Source organism: Kribbella sp. NPDC051770, from assembly GCF_040681455.1.
GTDB lineage: Bacteria > Actinomycetota > Actinomycetes > Propionibacteriales > Kribbellaceae > Kribbella.
Genome location: NZ_JBFAYT010000013.1, coordinates 79,233 through 96,501, shown reverse-complemented (window position 1 = coordinate 96,501; position 17,269 = coordinate 79,233). Strand labels below are relative to the sequence as shown.

General features: G+C 69.9%; 19 protein-coding genes. 14 read left to right on the top strand and 5 right to left on the bottom strand.

Going from position 1 to position 17,269, the window contains the following annotated elements; all coding sequences use genetic code 11:
• The first annotated feature begins 6 nt into the window (after nt 1-6).
• From leuD to AB0M01_RS33045, 4 genes are all read left to right on the top strand, one after another.
• On the top strand, nt 7-606 hold the full coding sequence (leuD, locus tag AB0M01_RS33060) for a 3-isopropylmalate dehydratase small subunit (RefSeq protein WP_363676408.1): 600 nt from the start codon (nt 7-9) through the stop codon (nt 604-606).
• A 152-nt stretch (nt 607-758) separates the two neighbouring features.
• Nucleotides 759-1,796, top strand: a complete 1,038-nt coding sequence (locus AB0M01_RS33055; RefSeq protein WP_363676407.1) for an SGNH/GDSL hydrolase family protein — start codon at nt 759-761, stop codon at nt 1,794-1,796.
• A 2-nt stretch (nt 1,797-1,798) separates the two neighbouring features.
• On the top strand, nt 1,799-2,716 hold the full coding sequence (locus AB0M01_RS33050) for an LLM class flavin-dependent oxidoreductase (protein ID WP_363676406.1): 918 nt from the start codon (nt 1,799-1,801) through the stop codon (nt 2,714-2,716).
• Nucleotides 2,717-2,822: 106 nt separating this feature from the next.
• Complete coding sequence (locus tag AB0M01_RS33045) at nt 2,823-3,284, top strand: NUDIX hydrolase (protein WP_363676405.1); 462 nt, start codon at nt 2,823-2,825, stop codon at nt 3,282-3,284.
• Between the two features lie 61 nt (nt 3,285-3,345).
• On the opposite strand, the gene AB0M01_RS33040 is transcribed toward AB0M01_RS33045, so the two are convergent.
• Nucleotides 3,346-3,927 (bottom strand): flavoprotein, encoded by a 582-nt coding sequence (locus AB0M01_RS33040; RefSeq protein WP_363676404.1) that lies wholly within the window; start codon nt 3,925-3,927, stop codon nt 3,346-3,348.
• An 805-nt stretch (nt 3,928-4,732) separates the two neighbouring features.
• Here AB0M01_RS33040 and corA point away from each other — a divergent pair.
• The 4 genes from corA to AB0M01_RS33020 all read left to right on the top strand — a co-directional run bounded on the left by corA (nt 4,733) and on the right by AB0M01_RS33020 (nt 7,336).
• Nucleotides 4,733-5,905 (top strand): magnesium/cobalt transporter CorA, encoded by a 1,173-nt coding sequence (gene corA, locus AB0M01_RS33035; protein WP_363676403.1) that lies wholly within the window; start codon nt 4,733-4,735, stop codon nt 5,903-5,905.
• 65 nt (nt 5,906-5,970) lie between these two features.
• Complete coding sequence (locus tag AB0M01_RS33030) at nt 5,971-6,156, top strand: hypothetical protein (protein WP_363676402.1); 186 nt, start codon at nt 5,971-5,973, stop codon at nt 6,154-6,156.
• Between the two features lie 224 nt (nt 6,157-6,380).
• Nucleotides 6,381-6,971, top strand: a complete 591-nt coding sequence (locus tag AB0M01_RS33025; protein WP_363676401.1) for an HU family DNA-binding protein — start codon at nt 6,381-6,383, stop codon at nt 6,969-6,971.
• 158 nt (nt 6,972-7,129) lie between these two features.
• On the top strand, nt 7,130-7,336 hold the full coding sequence (locus AB0M01_RS33020) for a hypothetical protein (RefSeq protein ID WP_344183556.1): 207 nt from the start codon (nt 7,130-7,132) through the stop codon (nt 7,334-7,336).
• Here AB0M01_RS33020 and cofC read toward each other — a convergent pair.
• Nucleotides 7,333-8,022: a 2-phospho-L-lactate guanylyltransferase gene (gene cofC / locus AB0M01_RS33015; protein ID WP_363676400.1), complete on the bottom strand. Its 690-nt coding sequence runs from the start codon at nt 8,020-8,022 to the stop codon at nt 7,333-7,335. The genes AB0M01_RS33020 and cofC overlap by 4 nt on opposite strands.
• Before the next feature lie 16 nt (nt 8,023-8,038).
• Between cofC and AB0M01_RS33010 the strand changes: the two genes are divergently transcribed.
• Genes AB0M01_RS33010 through AB0M01_RS33000 form a run of 3 tightly spaced genes read left to right on the top strand, consistent with a single transcriptional unit; the run spans nt 8,039 to nt 10,727 of the window.
• On the top strand, nt 8,039-8,818 hold the full coding sequence (locus tag AB0M01_RS33010; RefSeq protein WP_363676399.1) for a lysophospholipid acyltransferase family protein: 780 nt from the start codon (nt 8,039-8,041) through the stop codon (nt 8,816-8,818).
• Complete coding sequence (locus AB0M01_RS33005) at nt 8,815-9,819, top strand: NAD(P)H-dependent glycerol-3-phosphate dehydrogenase (RefSeq protein ID WP_363676398.1); 1,005 nt, start codon at nt 8,815-8,817, stop codon at nt 9,817-9,819. Before AB0M01_RS33010 ends, AB0M01_RS33005 begins: the two co-directional genes overlap by 4 nt.
• Entirely contained in the window at nt 9,816-10,727 is a 912-nt protein-coding gene (locus AB0M01_RS33000) for an aminoglycoside phosphotransferase family protein (RefSeq protein WP_363676397.1), read from the top strand. The genes AB0M01_RS33005 and AB0M01_RS33000 overlap by 4 nt, the downstream gene beginning before the upstream one ends.
• Here the strand turns inward: AB0M01_RS33000 and AB0M01_RS32995 are convergent.
• Nucleotides 10,717-11,862 (bottom strand): ROK family protein, encoded by a 1,146-nt coding sequence (locus tag AB0M01_RS32995; protein ID WP_363676396.1) that lies wholly within the window; start codon nt 11,860-11,862, stop codon nt 10,717-10,719. The genes AB0M01_RS33000 and AB0M01_RS32995 overlap by 11 nt on opposite strands.
• A 78-nt stretch (nt 11,863-11,940) precedes the next feature.
• On the opposite strand from AB0M01_RS32995, the gene AB0M01_RS32990 reads away from it, so the two are divergent.
• Nucleotides 11,941-13,029 (top strand): Gfo/Idh/MocA family oxidoreductase, encoded by a 1,089-nt coding sequence (locus AB0M01_RS32990; RefSeq protein ID WP_363676395.1) that lies wholly within the window; start codon nt 11,941-11,943, stop codon nt 13,027-13,029.
• Between the two features lie 41 nt (nt 13,030-13,070).
• Nucleotides 13,071-14,078, top strand: coding sequence for a sugar phosphate isomerase/epimerase family protein (locus tag AB0M01_RS32985; RefSeq protein WP_363676394.1), 1,008 nt, complete (start codon nt 13,071-13,073; stop codon nt 14,076-14,078).
• 95 nt (nt 14,079-14,173) lie between these two features.
• On the opposite strand, the gene AB0M01_RS32980 is transcribed toward AB0M01_RS32985, so the two are convergent.
• On the bottom strand, nt 14,174-15,370 hold the full coding sequence (locus AB0M01_RS32980) for an MFS transporter (RefSeq protein ID WP_363676393.1): 1,197 nt from the start codon (nt 15,368-15,370) through the stop codon (nt 14,174-14,176).
• Nucleotides 15,371-15,398: 28 nt separating this feature from the next.
• Between AB0M01_RS32980 and AB0M01_RS32975 the strand changes: the two genes are divergently transcribed.
• Nucleotides 15,399-16,061 (top strand): FCD domain-containing protein, encoded by a 663-nt coding sequence (locus AB0M01_RS32975; protein WP_363676392.1) that lies wholly within the window; start codon nt 15,399-15,401, stop codon nt 16,059-16,061.
• On the opposite strand, the gene AB0M01_RS32970 is transcribed toward AB0M01_RS32975, so the two are convergent.
• On the bottom strand, nt 16,058-17,215 hold the full coding sequence (locus tag AB0M01_RS32970) for an MFS transporter (RefSeq protein WP_363676486.1): 1,158 nt from the start codon (nt 17,213-17,215) through the stop codon (nt 16,058-16,060). The genes AB0M01_RS32975 and AB0M01_RS32970 overlap by 4 nt on opposite strands.
• Nucleotides 17,216-17,269 lie beyond the last annotated feature (54 nt).

Here is a 17,269-nt window from a genome sequence, read left to right as displayed (position 1 = left end):
GGAATCATGGACGCCTTCACCCAGCACATCGGCACCGCGGCCCCGCTGCGCCGCAGCAACGTCGACACCGACCAGATCATCCCCGCCGTCTACCTGAAGCGGGTCACCCGCACCGGCTTCGAGGACGGGCTGTTCGCTGCCTGGCGCAACGACCCTGCCTTCGTCCTGAACCAGCCGGAGTACGAGGGAGTCTCGGTGCTTGTCGCCGGCCCCGACTTCGGGACCGGGTCCTCGCGTGAGCACGCGGTCTGGGCGCTGCTCGACTACGGCTTCCGGGTCGTCGTCTCGTCGCGCTTCGGCGACATCTTCCGGGGCAACTCGGGCAAGGCGGGCCTGCTCGCCGCTCTCGTCACCGAGGAGGTCGTCGAGGAGCTGTGGTCGACGATCGAGGCCGATCCGGGGACCAAGGTGACGGTGGACCTCGAGGCCAAGACGATCTCGGCAGGCGCGCTGTCGGCGCCGTTCGAGATCGACGACTACACGCGCTACCGGCTGCTCAACGGGCTGGACGATGTCGGCATCACGCTGTCGCACGCGGACGCGATCGAGGCGTACGAGGCGACGCGGCCGAGCTTCAAGCCGGCGACGCTGCCTGCCAAGGCTTGAGTTCGTAGCGGGCTCTTCTTCGGGGCCGGTGGACAGGGGATCTCTCCTGTTCGCCGGCCCATTTTGCTGCGCGGTCGGGCCTCTTGAGATTTAGTCATGATCTGTGACTATAATCTTTGGTGACCAATCGTCGCGCTCGAGAGGGAGAGATCATGACTGAGATCCACGGGATGACGGCGGCGGCGCTGCGCCGGTGGCGGTGGCGCCGCGCGGCGACCGTGGCGGGAACGGGAGCGGCCCGGTACGCCAAGATCGGTGATTCGATCAGCGCCGGCCAAGGGCTGCAGCCGAGCACCCAGTCGCCGCCCGTGGTGATGGCGGGGATGCTGGCTGCCCAGGGGTTCCCGGTCCGCGGCGCGTCCGTGATCATGAACCCGCGCACGCGGACGGCGGATTCGCGCCTGGCGTTCAGGGGTGCCTGGTCCGAGCTCGACCAGGATGCGCTGACCACCTATGCGGCGTCGCGCACGGCGGGCGACTCGATCGAGTTCACCGCGTCGATCGGGGACGCCGGCGACTACCGGGCTCGGGTGATCCACGGCGCCGACTCGCGGCCGTTCCGGATCGGCGTCGACGGCGGCGAAGCTGTCCTGGTCACCCCTCGCGGAGGCGTCGGTCCAATGGCGACCGAGATCCCGCTGCAGGGGCTCGCGGCTGGAGAGCACCGCGTGACGGTGACGGTCGCCGGTGATGCGGGCGTGCTCCAGGTGGGCAGTATCGGGATCGAGGCCTCGGCCGGCATCGCGGTCGGTGACTTCGGCATCTCGATGTCGACGACCGAGGACTGGGTGGCCGGCGGTGCGCCGTACTCGGCACTGCGGCACGTCGTGGCCTGGGCTCCGGATCTCGCGATCATCGCGTTGATGACCAACGACGCTCACGGTCTCGCGGTCCCGCCGGATCGGTACGCCGCCAACCTGCGCGCGATGGTCGATGCGCTGGTCGGCGACTGCGACGTCGTACTCGAGGTGCAGATCCCCGGGGATCCCGCGTTGGTGGACCTCGATCCGTATCGCAAGGCCGTGTACGCCGTGGCGGACGAGACCGGCGTACCGGTTCTGGATCTCTTCGACCGGTGGGGCGATTTCGGCGCGGCCCGCGACGCGGGGCTGATGAACGACATGTTCCATCCCAACGCGACCGGCGCCGCCGACATCGCGGCGGCCGAGCTCGCAGTGGTGACGGCCTGAAGATGACTGTCACCTCTGATGACCATCGTTTGAACCGGCTCGTCTTCGGGGTCGCTGTCTCGCCGGAGCGCGCACCGGAACGACTGCGAGCGGTGGCGGCCGCGGCCGACCAAGGCGGACTCGATCTCGTCGGCGTCCAGGACCTTCCGTTCGTCGCAAGCAACCTGGACGCGCTCGCCGTGATCGCCGATCTGATCCCGCGGACCGAGCACGTGCACTTCTTCCCCGACGTGGCGAACCTGCCCCTGCGCCCCGCACCGATGCTGGCACGGGCCGCGAGCTCGCTGAGCACCCTGTCGGGCGGACGCTTCCAGCTCGGCCTGGGCGCCGGTGGGCTGTGGGACGGCATCGCCTCGATGGGCGTCGAACGACGAACCGCTGCTCAGGCCCTCGCGGCCCAGGAAGAGGCGATCGCGCTGATGCGGCAACTGTGGCACGACGATGCGTCGGTGACCTCGCCCGGCCCGTGGTATCCGGTCGAAGGCATGGCGGGCCAGGCTCCCGACCCCGCCGGCGTGGAGATCTGGCTCGGCGCCATGGGCCCGCGAAGCCTGGAGCTGACCGGTCGAGTCGCGGACGGCTGGGCCGCGCCGATCGCGCCGTACTTTCCTTACGAACGCTGGACCGAGGGCCATCGAACGATCGACCGCAGCGCGATCGCGGCCGGGCGAAAGCCGTCCGAGGTCCGCAGAATCGCCCAACTGGTCGGCACGATCACACCCGACGCCGGCAGCAGCACCCTGCGCGGGTCGGAGCCGATCCGCACCGATGTCCAGGGTTGGGTCGACGTCATCACTCGGCTCGCCGAGGAGGGGTCGTTCAACGGGTTCGTGATGATGCCGGAGGGAGACACGGTGGAGCAGACTCGTCGGTACGCCGAGGAGGTTGCCGCGGGGGTCCGGGCTCGCTTCTTGGCTTGAGTGTTCGTGCCTGCATGCTGGGTAGCGTGCAGGCGTGACCAGGTGGACCATTCATGGTGAGCGAGTCGTCGATGCCTCACGGCGGCTGACGTTGAGTGTGGCTTCGGTGGAGTTGCCGGACGGCGTGACGTTCGAGCAGTACGTGCTGCGGATCCCGAAGGCCGCGATCGTGGCGGTGCTGGATGGGCGTGGCGGCGTGCTGATGATGCGGCGGCATCGGTTCATCATCGATCGGTGGGTTTGGGAGTTGCCCGGCGGCTACGTCGATCCGAATGAGGACCCGGCCGTCACGGCAAGCCGCGAGGTCGAGGAGGAGACCGGGTGGCGACCGCGTGATGTCGAGTACCTGATGTCGGCACAGCCGAACGTGGGGATCGCTGATGCGGAGAACCTCATCTACGTCGCGCGCGGCGCCGACTACGTTGGCGAGCCGACTGACGTCAACGAAGCTGCAGAAGTCGCGTGGATTCCGTTGGCGTCCGTGCTGGAGCGGATCGCGAACGGGGAGATCATCGGAGCCTCGTCGCAGTTGGCGTTGCTGCGGCTGATGATCGAAGGGCCGCGCTGATCGGCGGCTGACGTTGCCTGCGAAGGCTTGGTACGGCTTCCCAGCGGCTGAGTTGGGCGCCTCAGCCGCTGTCTTTCTCAATGGGAGCGGTGGTCCGCCAGGGATGGTCGAGAAGTGCTTTCCAAGCGAGATGCCAGGGGAAGAGGTGAATGTACTTCTCGCCGGTGCCGGGCTCGTGCTGCTTGTAGACGTCGTCGCCGACGAGCATCGTGACACCCCAGCTCGACAACCGCTCCATCGCCTGTTGCACCGCCGGAAAACTGATCTGCGCGTAGTTGGAGAAGGGCATCGCCACGACAGGCTGTCGCTTCCCCACTGCCTCCACGAGCAGCCCGAGGGGGAGGGTGTCAGAGATCCCGGCGGCCCATTTGGCGAGGCTGTTGCAGGTGATGGGTGCGACGATCATCGCGTCGGCGGGCGGGAGGACGTCCGGGGCGTCCGGCTCCTTGTAAGCGCTCCGCACCGCGTGCCCGGTCTTGGCTGCCAAGGCATCGCAGTCGATGAAGGGCCGGCCGTTGGGGGAGGCGATCACGCACACATCCCAGCCGTCCGCCTGCGCGAGGTCGACCAGCTTGCCCACGTCCGTGGCGGCGGGGGAACCAGTCACCAGGGCATAGAGAACCGGCCGGCGGGTTTCACTCATGTGTCCGTACCTCTCCGCTCAGACACGAACGCCGCACCACGCGGCGAACCTCGCAAGAGAGGCGGACGTTCGCTGATCGCTGATGGCGAGTGACTGTACGGTCTCGTGAACCTGAGGGTGATACCGCGTCAACTGTTGCGTCCTACGGGACGAGAGAGTGTGGTTCGGCAGCGACTTCAGGTCCGTGCAGGGCGCGGTTCGACAACAGAGTCACCATCTTCACGCACCTCGATGGTTCCTGTGCAAGGCGGACCCCGGCAGATCTGGGACACCCGCGTCGGTCTGCCGAGGTCGTCGAGAGCGGTGTCAGTTGAGGAGAGTGGGCAACCAAGCCGGCAACAGCACGCCTGCTGAGCGCGCCAGCGCGCACTCCAAGCGGGCGCTAGCACGCGTGCTCAGCGCGCCAGCGCTGCACTTGAAGCGCGGTAGCGCGCACTTGAAGCGGGCGAAGCACGCGCACAGGCGGGCGCTAGCCCGCAACTGAACAAAGGGCGGGTGGGAGCAGGCACCGTAGTGAGCGCCAGCGAACGGAGGAGCCCGCGTGGGATGGAAACCTCCGGGTGATAACTCTGGTGTTACCCTTGCCAGGTTGTTCGGACAAGGCTGCGAGATCTAGGAGGTGAGGCGCTGATGACCAGTGACCCCTCCAGACATACCGATCTCGCTCGGCCTCGAGGCAACTAGTTCCTCTTCCTGGTCAGCTGCCCCTGCGTGAAAAGCCGGGGTTGTTGTGGTGCGCGGTGGGTGAGCCGCGGGGGTCGGGCAGACGTCGTAGGTATCCGTCTGCTGCTTCTTTGGAGGACTCATGTCCGACCTGCGTCTGCGCACTCTTCGGGCCTTCGGCCGTACGCCGTCTCTGCGGGCTGCTGCTCGCCGGTACGCCGGGGGGCTGGCTGCGCCTGCTCCTGAGGCGATCGAGCCGGCGCCGGAGCACCCGGGGCACAGCAAGCCCAAGGGGCATTCGGTTGTGGACAGCGCGATCTACTGCGACGGGCGGCGGGTGGCGTCGCCGGAGTCGCTGGCTGACACGTACCAGGTGCTGCACGAGGCGCCGCGCAGCTTGGCTTGGATCGGGTTGTACCGGCCGGACCGGCGCGAGTTGATGTCGCTGGCGCAGGAGTTCGATCTGCACGAGCTGGCGATCGAGGACGCGATTCAGGCGCACCAGCGGCCGAAGCTGGAGCGGTACGGCGACACGTTGTTCGTCGTACTGAAGGCGGCGCGGTACCGGGACGCGACCGAGGAGGTCGAGTTCGGCGAGGTGCACGTGTTCGTGGGGCCGGACTTCGTGGTGACGGTCCGGCACGCGGAGGCGCCGAACCTGGCCGCCGTACGGCGCCGGGTGGAGCGCGATCCGGAGCTGCTGCGGCAGGGGACCGAGGCGGTGCTCTACGCGATCATGGACAAGGTCGTCGACGGGTACGCGCCGGTGGTGGCGGGGCTGGAGAACGACATCGACGAGATCGAGACCGAGGTGTTCCGCGGCGACCCGAAGGTGTCGCGGCGCATCTACGAGCTGTCGCGTGAGGTGATCGAGTTCCAGCGCGCGACCCGGCCGCTGATCGGGATGCTGGACTCGTTGCGGGCCGGGTTCGACAAGTACGGCGTGGACCAGGAGCTGCAGCGGTCGCTGCGCGACGTCGCCGACCACGTGACGCAGGTGGTGGAGCGGGTGGACGGTTTCCGTGAGCTGCTGCGCGACATCCTGACCGTGAACGCGACGCTGGTGGCGCAGCAGCAGAACGAGGAGATGAAGTCCCTGACGGTGGCCAGCAACGCGCAGAACGAAGAGGTGAAGCGGATCTCCGCGTGGGCGGCGATCCTGTTCGCGCCGACGCTGATCGGGACCGTGTACGGGATGAACTTCGACGTGATGCCGGAGCTGCACTGGCAGTGGGGCTACCCGTTCGCGATCGGCCTGATGGCGTTGGTCTGCGGCAGCCTGCACCAGGTCTTCAAGCGCCGCGGCTGGCTCTGACCCGTACGCCGGTGTGGTGGTTGGGCACCGGTCCTCGACGGACTCGGAGACTTCTGGAGGCTGAGATGTTGTTGTTCCTGCGCCGGCGGCTGATCCTGTGGGCCGTGCTCGCGATCGCCGTACCGCTGGTGGAGTGGCTGCTGGGCAAGGTCAGCGCGACGTTGCGGGAACGCAAGGGCGACAGCGCCGTCACCAGAGGGCTCGACACGGCCCGGTCGGGGCTGCGGTCGTTGCGCGGAAAGCGTCGCTAGACGGCTCCGGGCGGGTTGTGGCCGGGGTCACCGTTGGTCGCCGGATCGTTGCTCAGAAGGGAATCCGGGGGCCCGAAAGGGGCGTTCGGGGGCCAAATCGGGGGCAAATCGCCCAAAACAAGGCCGAATTGCCGCGTTGGTGTTTGTGAACGGCGTGTTGAGTCCATAACGTTCCTGTGAGATCGAGCGCTGTGCTCGACGCCATCGTTCACGGAGGGAAGACAGTGAACAAGAGCCAGTTGGTCGAAGCGCTCGCAGTGCACTTCGACGGAAATCGCCGTTCGGCCCAGCACGCCCTGGAGTCGGTGATCGACACCGTCCAGCGCGAGCTGACCAAGAAGGGCGGCAAGGTCGCCATCACCGGGTTCGGTGCCTTCGAGGCCATCGAGCGCGGTGCCCGCATGGTCCGCAACCCGCGGACCGGCGAGACCAAGCGGGCCAAGAAGACCGTGGTTCCGAAGTTCCGCGCGGGTGCGGAGCTGAAGGCCGTGGTCTCCGGCGCGAAGAAGATGCCGAAGCTGGTGGCCCCGAAGCCGGCCGCGACCGCCACCAAGGCGGCTGCTCCGGCCAAGAAGGCCGCTCCGGCCAAGAAGGCTCCGGCCAAGGCCGTCGCGACCAAGACCGCCGCGAAGAAGGCGCCGGCCAAGGCCGCCGCCACCAAGACGGTCGCCAAGAAGGCCCCGGCGAAGAAGGCCCCGGCCACCAAGACCGTTGCCAAGAAGGCCCCGGTCAAGAAGGCCACCGTCGCGAAGAAGGCGCCGGCCAAGAAGGCCCCGGCCAAGAAGGCTCCGGCGAAGCGCGCTTCGGCCCGCTGACCTTCGGCACTGCGGCACCGCTGTACCAGCGAAGGCCGGTCTCCCCACTCCAGGGGCGACCGGCCTTCGCCGTGTCCGGACAGCGCAGTGCCGTGTCCCGAGCACGCGAGTGGCGAGAAGATGTCGTCGGCAACGTCCCGGTGCTCTAGCGTGGAGCCATGCAGGCGACAGTGAGCCGTTACGACGACGCGTCCAGGTCCGGTGCGGTGCTGACCGACACCGGTGTCGAGCTGCCGTTCAGCGCCGACGAGCTGGCCGGTACGCCGGTCCGCTTCCTGCGCGTCGGTCAGCGGGTGCGGGTCGAGACCAGCGGGTCAGGCCACGGGATCGCGATCACCGCAGTCCACTTCATCACCTTGCACTAACAGGCGAGACCCTCGGAGCCCGTCGCAGCACCGAGAACGATCGACAGTACGTCGGCCGTGTGCGGCCCGACGCCGAGCTGGATCGCGTCGGCGAGATCCGCGGCGGTGTCGACGTCGCGGCGTACCGAGGGAATCGGGAGCGCGAGCGGGACGGCGCCAGACGCCTGGTGGGCCAGGGCGGAGCCGACGCCGAAGCGCGGGTCGAGGGCGACGCCGGGTGCGGCGGCCAGCATCGTCGTACCGGTGCCGGGTTGGTCGATGACGAAGGAGCGGTCGGCGACGCAGGCGGCGAGGGCGGCGGTCAGCTCGTCGGGGCGGAGCGCGGGAAGGTCGGCCGAGAGTGCGGCGACGCCGGCACCAAAGAACTCGGCGGCCGCGATCGCTGCGCCGTGCGTGAGTGCTTCGTTGAGACCACCGAGCGAAGGATGGGTGGGGGAGGCCGGAAGATCCGGTACGACGCGCGCGCCCGCCGCGGTGACGTCCGCGGCGACCTGGGGGTCGTCGGTGACGACCAGCACCGCGCGCACCAGCGGGGACGCGAGCGCGGCCGTGGTGGTGTCCGCCGCGAAGGCGCGGGCAAGCTCCGGACGGTGCTGAGGGTAGGCCGCAGCGAGCCGGCTCTTCGCGATCGCCGTACGCTTCACCGGGATCACCAGGATCCAGGGAGCGACCTGTACGTCTTCCATCAGGCAGGATTCTCCCATGACGTACGGCGACAACCAGCAGGAGGCAGCAGTGAACAGCCCGGCACCCGATCCCCGCCCGCGCCGCGGGTTCTGGTTCGGGCTGGTGGTGGCGCTGGTCAAGCCGTTCATGCTGGTCTTCACCAAGCCCGACTTCCGCGGCCGCGAGAACATGCCGCGCACCGGTGGCGTGGTGTTCGTGACGAACCACATCTCGCACTTCGACCCGTTCGTGCTCGGGTTCTACATCTGGGAGTGCCGGCGGATCCCGCGGCTGCTCGGCAAGGCGTCGCTGTTCAAGCTGCCGATCGCCGGGCGGATCATCACCGCGGCCGGGCAGATCCCGGTCTACCGCGAGTCCGCGCAGGCGGCCGACGCGTTCCGGGACGCGGTCGCTGCGGTCGAGCGCGGTGAGTGCGTCGGCGTCTACCCCGAGGGCACGATCACGCGCGACCCGGATCTGTGGCCGATGACCGGTAAGACCGGTGCCGCCCGGATCGCGCTGATGACCGGCTGCCCGGTGATCCCGATCGCGAACTGGGGCGCGCAGGAGGTCTTCCAGTCGTACGGCAACAAGCTGCGGGTCCGGCTGCTGCCGCGCAAGACGATGCTGGTCAAGGCCGGGCCGCCGGTCGACCTGGACGCGTTCCGGGGCCGCGAGATCACCAACGAGCTGTTGCACGAGGCAACCGAGGTGATCATGAAGACGGTCGCCGCCGGTCTGGGTGAGCTGCGTGGGGAGACCCCGCCGAAGGAATTGTTCGACCTCCGCAAGTCCAAGGATGAGGAGAACGGATGACCAAGGTCGCGGTGTTCGGGGCGGGTTCCTGGGGTACGGCGTTCGCGACCGTGCTCGCGCAGGCGGGGAACCAGGTGTCGGTGTGGGGGCGCCGGGAGTCGTTGTGCGAGGCGATCAACAGCCGGCACGAGAACCCGGACTACCTGCCGGGGCTGCGGTTGCCCGACGCGATCACCGCGACCCACGACCCGGCCGCCGCGGCCGACGGTGCCGAGGCGATCGTGCTCGCCGTGCCGAGCCAGTCGTTGCGCGACAACCTGCGCGACTGGGCCGGGGTGCTGCCGCCCGCCGTACCGCTGGTCAGTCTGATGAAGGGCGTCGAGGTCGGTACGACGAAGCGGATGTCGGAGGTGATCGCCGAGCTGACCGGCGCCGGGCCGGAGCGGATCGCGGTCGTCTCGGGGCCGAACCTCGCGCGGGAGATCGCCGAGGGTCAGCCGGCCGCGGCGGTCGTCGCGTGCGCGGACGAAGGGACGGCGACGCGGCTGCAGAAGCTGTGCCACTCGCCGGTCTTCCGGCCGTACACGAACAACGACGTCGTCGGCTGCGAGCTCGGGGGCGCGACGAAGAACGTGATCGCGCTGGCCGTCGGGATGGCGGTCGGACTCGGGTTCGGCGACAACGCGCGGGCTTCGGTGATCACGCGCGGGCTGGCGGAGACCGCGCGGCTCGGCGGGGCGCTGGGTGCTGACGAGCACACGTTCTCGGGGTTGGCGGGGCTCGGCGATCTGGTGGCGACCTGCTCGTCGCCGCTGTCGCGGAACCGGACGTTCGGGGAGAAGCTCGGGCAGGGGATGACCGTCGCGGAGATCGCGGGGGCGACCCGTCAGGTCGCCGAGGGCGTGAAGTCGTGCTCGTCGATCACCGAGCTGGCGCATCACCACGATGTGGAGATGCCGATCGCCGAGCACGTGACCAAGGTCGTCGCGGGGGAGATGACGCCGAAGGACATGCTGTTCAGCCTGGTCTCGCGGTCGGCGAAGTCGGAGCGCTGGGGGTGATCCCGGACGGCTTCGTCCGGACCACGATCGATCGGGAGGGCGAGGCCGGGGAGGCTTGGCTGGCTGAGTTGCCTGGGGTTGTCGACGAGCTGTTGGCGCGGTGGGGTTGTGTTGCCGATGGCGAGGTCGGTTACGGCGGCGTCGGGCTGGTTGTGCCGGTACGGCGTACTGACGGCGCTGCAGTGCTGAAGGTCTCGTTCCCCCAAGCGGAGAACAGGTTCGAGCCGGAGGCGTTCGCGCTGTGGAGAGGGCGGGGCGCGGTCCTGCTCCGCGAGCGGGATGACGCGCGGTTCGCGATGCTGTTGGAGCGCGCGGGGCCGGAGCAACTGGCGGATCTCGAGGACGGGGACGAGATCGCCGAGGTGGCGGGGAGGTTGAGTCGCCGGCTGGCGGTTCCGGGGCCGCGGGGGTGGCCGCGGTTGGAGGAGCAGGTCGACGGCTGGGTGCGGGAGCTTCGTGCTGGGGCGGCGGCGTACCCGGAGGTGCTGCCGGGCGCGGTGGTGGATGCGGCGGTTGCTGTCGTGGAGGAGATCGGGCGCTGTCAGCCGGAGCTGGTCGTGCACGGGGATCTGCATCCGCGGAACATTCTGCGGAGCGAGCGGGAGGACTGGCTCGCGATCGACCCGAAGGGGTGGGTCGGGGATCCGGCGTACGACGGGAGCATGCTGTTCCGGTCGCGGCTGCGGGTGTTGCTGGGGGCGGACGACGCGGTGCAGGCGTTGCGGCGGGAGCTGGAGGTGTTCGCCGAGGCCGCGGAGGTCGATGCCGAGCGGGTGCGGGAGTGGGCGCGGTTTCAGCTGGTGCGGGGTGTGTACTGGGGGCGGCGGCACGGGTTCCGGTTCGCGCGGCGGGGGCCGGAGCTGGAGCGGGCGATGGCGTTCGTGGATCAGCTCGCCGTCAGGTGGTGAGGGTCTCCTGGAGGACGAGCGCGGCGGCGCCGTGGAGGGCGCCTTGGGCGCCGGCCGTGGAGGCTACGACCCGCAGCTCGGTGGTGGCCAGGGGCAACGATCTGGCGTAGACGGTCTCGCGGATGCCGGCCAGCAGGCTGTCGCCGGCGAGGGAGAGCGAGCCGCCGACGACGATCACCGAGGGGTTGAGCAGGCTGACCGCGGTGGCGAGGACGGAGCCGATCTGACGGCCGGCCTCGCGGACGAGTTGAGTTGCAGTGGGGTTGCCGGAGCGGACCAGGTCGACGACATCGCGGCTTGAACTCGCAGCGGTGTTGGCTGCCGACAGAGCAGCAGCGATCGCGGTGCCGGAAGCAACTGCTTCCAAGCAGCCCGTGTTGCCGCAGCGGCAGAGGTCGGTCCTGCCGGGGGTCTGGACGTGGCCGATGTCGCCCGCCGCACCCTGCGCGCCGCGGTGCAGGCGGCCGCCGCTGATGACTCCGGCGCCGATACCGGTGGCGACCTTCACGAACAGCAGGTGCTCGACGTCGGGGTGGGCGGTGGTGTGCTCGCCGAGGGCCATGATGTTCACGTCGTTGTCGACGAGCACCGGGCCGGGGAGGTCGGCAGACAGATGCGCGACGACGTCGTACGAGTCCCAGCCGGGCATGATCGGCGGGTGGTTCGGGCGCCCGGTGCGGTGGTCGACGGGACCGGGCAGGCCGACGCCGGTGCCGGCCAGGTCGGCGGGGGAGCGGCCCGCGGCGGCGAGCATCGCGAGGCCCTCGCGGACGATCGCGCCGAGCACCACCTCGGGACCTTCGGCGATGTTCAGCGGCAGCGTGCGGCTGTCGATCATCGTGCCGGTCAGGTCGGTCAGGGCGATCGAGAGATGCGTCGCGCCGACGTCCGCGGCCAGGACCAAGCGCGCCAACGGGTTGAAGCGGAAGCGAGCCGGCGGACGGCCACCGGTCGACGCGGCTTCACCCGACGGTACGACGAGCCCGCTGGCCAGCAGCGCCTCGATCCTGCCGGTCACCGTCGATCGCGCCAGGCCGCTCAGGTCGATCAGCTCGGCGCGCGTCCGCGGCCGGCCGTCGAGCAGCAACCGCAGCAGCGGACCCGCCTCGCCGGCGGTGGTGCCGAGGTCGCTCATCGGGGTGCTCGCACTTTCGTCGGCCGTCGCTGGACTTTTGCTTGACAGGGTTCAAAAGTGTCACATAGCGTCCCGAGCGTGTCCACAGACAAGCTGAAGGTCGGAATCGTCGGTGGTGGCTTCATGGGCCGGGTGCACGGCCGGTCCGCGCTGGTCGGTGGTGCGCGGGTGGTCGGTGCGATCGGCTCGACGCCGGACCGCGCGAAGGCCGCGGCCGAGGCGACCGGTGCCGACGAGGGTTTCGCGACCCTCGACGACCTGCTGGCCGCGGACATCGACCTCGTCCACGTCTGTACGCCGAACAGCACACACCTCCCGGTGACCCTGAAGGCGCTCGAGGTGGGCAAGCACGTCATCTGCGAGAAGCCGCTGGCCACCAACGTGCAGGACGCCGCCGGTCTGGTCGCGGCCGCGCAGGAGGCCGGGCTGGTCGCCACCGTGCCGTTCGTCTACCGCTACCACCCGATGGTCCGCGAGCTGCGGACGCGAGTGGCGGCCGGTGACGCCGGGATCATCACCAGCCTGCACGGCAGCTACCTGCAGGACTGGCTGGCCGGCGCCGACGACGACAACTGGCGCGTCGACGACGCGGCCGGCGGCCCGTCGCGGACGTTCGCCGACATCGGCTCGCACTGGTGCGATCTGACCGAGTTCGTCACCGGTGACCGGATCTCCCAGGTCAGCGCGCAGACCCGGACGGTCAGGTCGCAGCGTGGTGGCGTGGACGTCAAGACCGAGGACCTGGCGACGGCCCAGTTCCGCACCGAGGCCGGCGTCGTCGGCACGGTCGTGGTCAGCCAGGTCGCCGCCGGCCGCAAGAACCGGCTCTACCTGGAGGTCTCCGGGACCGAGTCCAGCTACGGCTTCGACCAGGAGGACCCGGACCGCCTCTGGGTGGGCCACCGAGCGGCCAGCCAGCTGCTCACCCGCGACCCCGACACGTTGAGCCCGCCGGCGGCCCGCGTGAACCGGCTGCCCGCCGGTCACGCCCAGGGCTACCAGGACGCGTTCGACTCGTTCGTCGCGGACACCTACGCGGCCGTGCGCGGTGGCGATCGTCCGGACGGACTTCCGGACTTCGCCGCCGGCGCACGGTCTGCCCGCTTGGTCGACGCCGTGCTGCGGTCGGCCGCCGCCGACTCCGCGTGGGTCGACGTCGACGCCTGAGTACGCCGTACAAGATCACTTCCAGCTGAGGAGCACCGCGGATGCCACGCCCGATCACCCTGTTCACCGGCCAGTGGGCCGACCTGCCGTTCGAGGAGGTCTGCGAGTTCGCCTCGTCGGCCGGGTACGACGGCGTCGAGATCGCCTGCTCCGGTGACCACTTCGACGTCCAGCAGGCGATCGACGACCCGAACTACGTCCAGACCCGCAAGGACATCCTGGACAAGTACAACCTGAAGGTCTGGGCGATCTCGAACCACCTGGTCGGCCAGGCGGTCTGCGACGACCCGATCGACTTCCGGCACCAGGCGATCGTGCCGGGCCGGGTCTGGGGCGACGGCGACGCCGAGGGCGTCCGGCAGCGCGCGGCCGACGACCTGAAGAACACCGCCCGGGCGGCCCGGCTGCTCGGTGTCGACACGGTGATCGGCTTCACCGGTTCGTCGATCTGGCAGTACGTCGCGATGTTCCCGCCGGTCCCGGCCGAGCGGATCGACGCCGGCTACCAGGACTTCGCCGACCGCTGGAACCCGATCCTCGACGTGTTCGACGCCGAGGGCGTCCGGTTCGCGCACGAGGTGCACCCGTCGGAGATCGCCTACGACTACTGGACGACGACGCTGGCCCTGGAGGCGATCGGGCACCGCGAGGCGTTCGGCCTGAACTGGGACCCGTCGCACATGGTCTGGCAGGACATCGACCCGGTCGCGTTCCTGTGGGACTTCAAGGACCGGATCTACCACGTCGACTGCAAGGACACCCGGATGCGGGTCGGCGGCGGCCGCAACGGCCGGCTCGGCTCGCACCTGCCGTGGGGCGACCCGCGGCGCGGCTGGGACTTCTACTCCACCGGCCACGGCGACGTGAACTGGGAGGACTGCTTCCGGGTCCTCAACTCGATCGGGTACGCCGGGCCGATCTCGGTGGAGTGGGAGGACGCCGGGATGGAGCGGAAGGTGGGGGCGGCGGAGGCTGTGAACGTGATTCGGAACCTGGCGTTCGACAAGCCGGAAGCTGCCTTCGACGCGGCGTTCGCCACGGACAAGTAGTCAGTCCGCCACCGCCACGGCGAATTGTGCAGGTGGCGGTGGCAACTACTTGAAGTGGTTGGCGGCGGTGGTTGGCGGGCGGTGCGTTGTAGGGGCTAGCGGGAGTCGCGGCCGGCGGCGAAGCCCAGGGCGAGCTGGATCGTCGCCAGGGCCGCGAACACGATCAGCGTCGTGTCCCACCCACCCGTGTGCTCGGTGATGAACCCTGCGGCCACCGGACCACCGGCGGCCAGCAGGTACCCGACGGACTGAGCCATACCCGACAGCTGCGTCGTCTCGTGGTGGCTGCGACCGCGGATGCTGATCAGCGACAGCGCGGCGACCAGCGCAGCGCCTTGCCCGAGCCCAGCCAGTACGACCCACAGCAGCGCCAGGTCGGGCAGCAGCAGGAGCCCCAACAGCGCGGTGAGGATCGGCACGCTCGCGGCGATCGTGCCCGGGCGCTGGTCGGTCGGGTGCCGCATCAGCCACGGGATGCTCAGGCCGCCGATCAGCCCGAACACCTGGAACAGGAAGATGTGCACGCCCGCGGTCTTCTCCGAGATCCCGGTCGAGATCTCGATCGTCGGCAGCCAGTTCACCAGCAGGTAGAAACTGGTCGACTGCAGGCCCATGAAGAACGTGACCAGCCAAGCCATCGGCTGCCGCCAGACGCTGACCGGGGGATTCTCGTCGTCCGTCGCGGGCGCAGCGGGGACCGGCGCCGGTGAGATCGTCCGCGGCAGCCACACCAGCGCGACCAGCACGGCGAGCCCGCCCCAGACCGCGAGCGCGAGCCGCCACCCGGCCGCGTTGGCGATCGGTACGGCGACCAGCGACGCCACCGCGGCGCCGCCAGTGATGAACGCGGTGTAGATCCCGGTCGCGCGCGAGACGTTGGCGGCGTAGTCGCGCTTCAGGATGACCGGGACGAGCACGTTGCCGACGGCGATCGCCGCGCCGACCACGACGGTTCCGATCCAGAGACCGGCCAGACCCGTGTACGGGCGGGCCGCCGTACCGACGGCCAGGACGAGCAGGGAGACGAAGACCGTCCGCTCCATCCCGAAGCGGCGCGACAGCAGGTGCACGAGCGGGGAGGCGAACGCGAACGCCAGCAGGGGCAGCGTGCCGAGCAGACCGAGCACGCCCTCACCGAGGTGCAGGTCGACGCCGATCCGGGGGAGCACCGGGCCGACCGCGGTGAGCGCCGGGCGCAGGCTCAGGGCCACGACGAAGGCGGTCGCGGTGATCGCTGGTGAGTACTGCCGGACGGCCGGCGCGGCGGACTGAGCCACTGGTGCTTCCCTCATCCCTGTAGATGTCCTACATTTACACACTATGTCATTGATTCGGCAGGTTCCGCTGGTGATCCAGGTCTCGGAACAGTTCCGCGGGCGGATCGAGTCCGGCGAGTGGCCGCGCGGTGAGCGGATTCCCGGCGAGCACCAGCTCGCCACGGAGCTCGGCGTCAGCCGGGGGACCGTGCGGGAGGCGCTGCGCTCACTGAGCCTGACCGGGCTGCTGGAGCCGCGGGTCGGCGACGGCACCTACGTGCGCGCGACCGACGAGATCGGCGGCGTGCTGCTGCGCGACGAGATCACGTCGCTCGACCACGTCTTCGACGCCCGGGCCGGGATCGAGGCGGCCGCGGCCCGGCTGGCCGCGCAGCGCCCGAGCGCCGACGGGATCAAGACGCTGATCGCGGCGCTCGAGGCCCGCGACGCCGCCCACGACGCGAGCGACCTCGCGGCCTTCGTGGCCGCGGACACCGCGTTCCACCGGGGCATCGTCGAGGCGTCGGGGAACCCGGTGCTGGTGCGCCTGTACGCCGCGATGGGCGGTCTGCTGAGCGAGTCGATCGAGCAGAGCGCGGCGTTCCCCGAGCACCCGCAGCTGCGCGCGGCGCACCTCGACGTGTTCGAGGCGATCACGAACGGCGACCCGGACGCGGCCGCGCGCGCGTCGTACGGGTTGATCGAGACGGTGAAGCAGGGCGCCTAGGCGGCGTCGGGGACTTTGCGGCGAGGTGCGAGGACCGGCGCGAACAGCGCGAGGCCGGTCGCCAGCACGGTGACCACGATGAACGACAGCGTCAGGCTGCTGGCCTGCGCGATCCCACCGATGATCGACGGCGCGACCAGGCCGGACGCGTACGTGACGGTCGCGACGCCGGCGATCGCCTGGCTCGGGTTGGGTCCGGACTTGCCCGCGGCCGCGAAGGCGAGCGGGACCACGACCGCGATGCCGAGGCCGAGCAGGCCGAAGCCGGTCATCGCGACGACCGGGTGCGGAGCCAGTACGACGAGTACGCCGCCGAGCGTCGCGATCACGCCGCTGACCCGGACCGTCGGGACCGCGCCGAACCGGTCGACCACCGCGTCGCCGACCAGCCGCGCGATCGCCATCGTCAGCGCGAAACCGGTCGTCGCGCCGGCCGCGACCCCGGCCGAGGTGGTGAGCACGTCCTCCAGGTAGACCGCCGACCAGTCCAGGCTCGCGCCCTCGGCGAAGACCGCGCAGAAACCGACCGCGCCGATCAGCAGCGCCGACTTCGGCGGCAGTGCGAACCGCGGCGGCGCTTCCTCCTCCTCGGTCGGGCGCAGGTTGAGCACGTACTGGCAGGCGATCGCGCCGAGGACCGTCAGGACGCCGGCCATCACCAGGTGGTGCAGCTGCGCGTTCACGTCGAGGTGGGCGGCGACCGTGCCGATCCCGGACCCGATCAGCGCGCCGACGCTCCACATCCCGTGCAGGCCGGACATGATCGACTTCTCCAGCCGGTGCTCGACCTCGACGCCGAGCGCGTTCATCGCGACGTCGGCCATGCCCGCGGTCGCGCCGTACACGAGCAGTGCGCCGCAGAGGGCGGGCAGGTTCGGCGCGAGCGAGGGCAGGATCAGCGCGAGCGTCCAGAGCGCGAGGAGCCCGCGCAACGCCGTACGGGAACCGAAGCGGTGACTGACCCGGGCGGCCAGCGGCATCGCGAGCGCCGCACCGAGCGCGGGGAACGCGAGCGCGAGACCGAGCTGGCCGGGGCTGACGCCGGCGTGGTCCTGGATCCACGGCACCCGGGTCGCGAACGAGCCGGTCACCGAGCCGTGCACGCAGAACACGACGGCCACCGCGACGCGGGCCCGCCGTACCTCATCGATCATCACAGGGGGAAGTCCATATCAACAGGCGGAATGTTTGAACGCACAGGAAGAAAT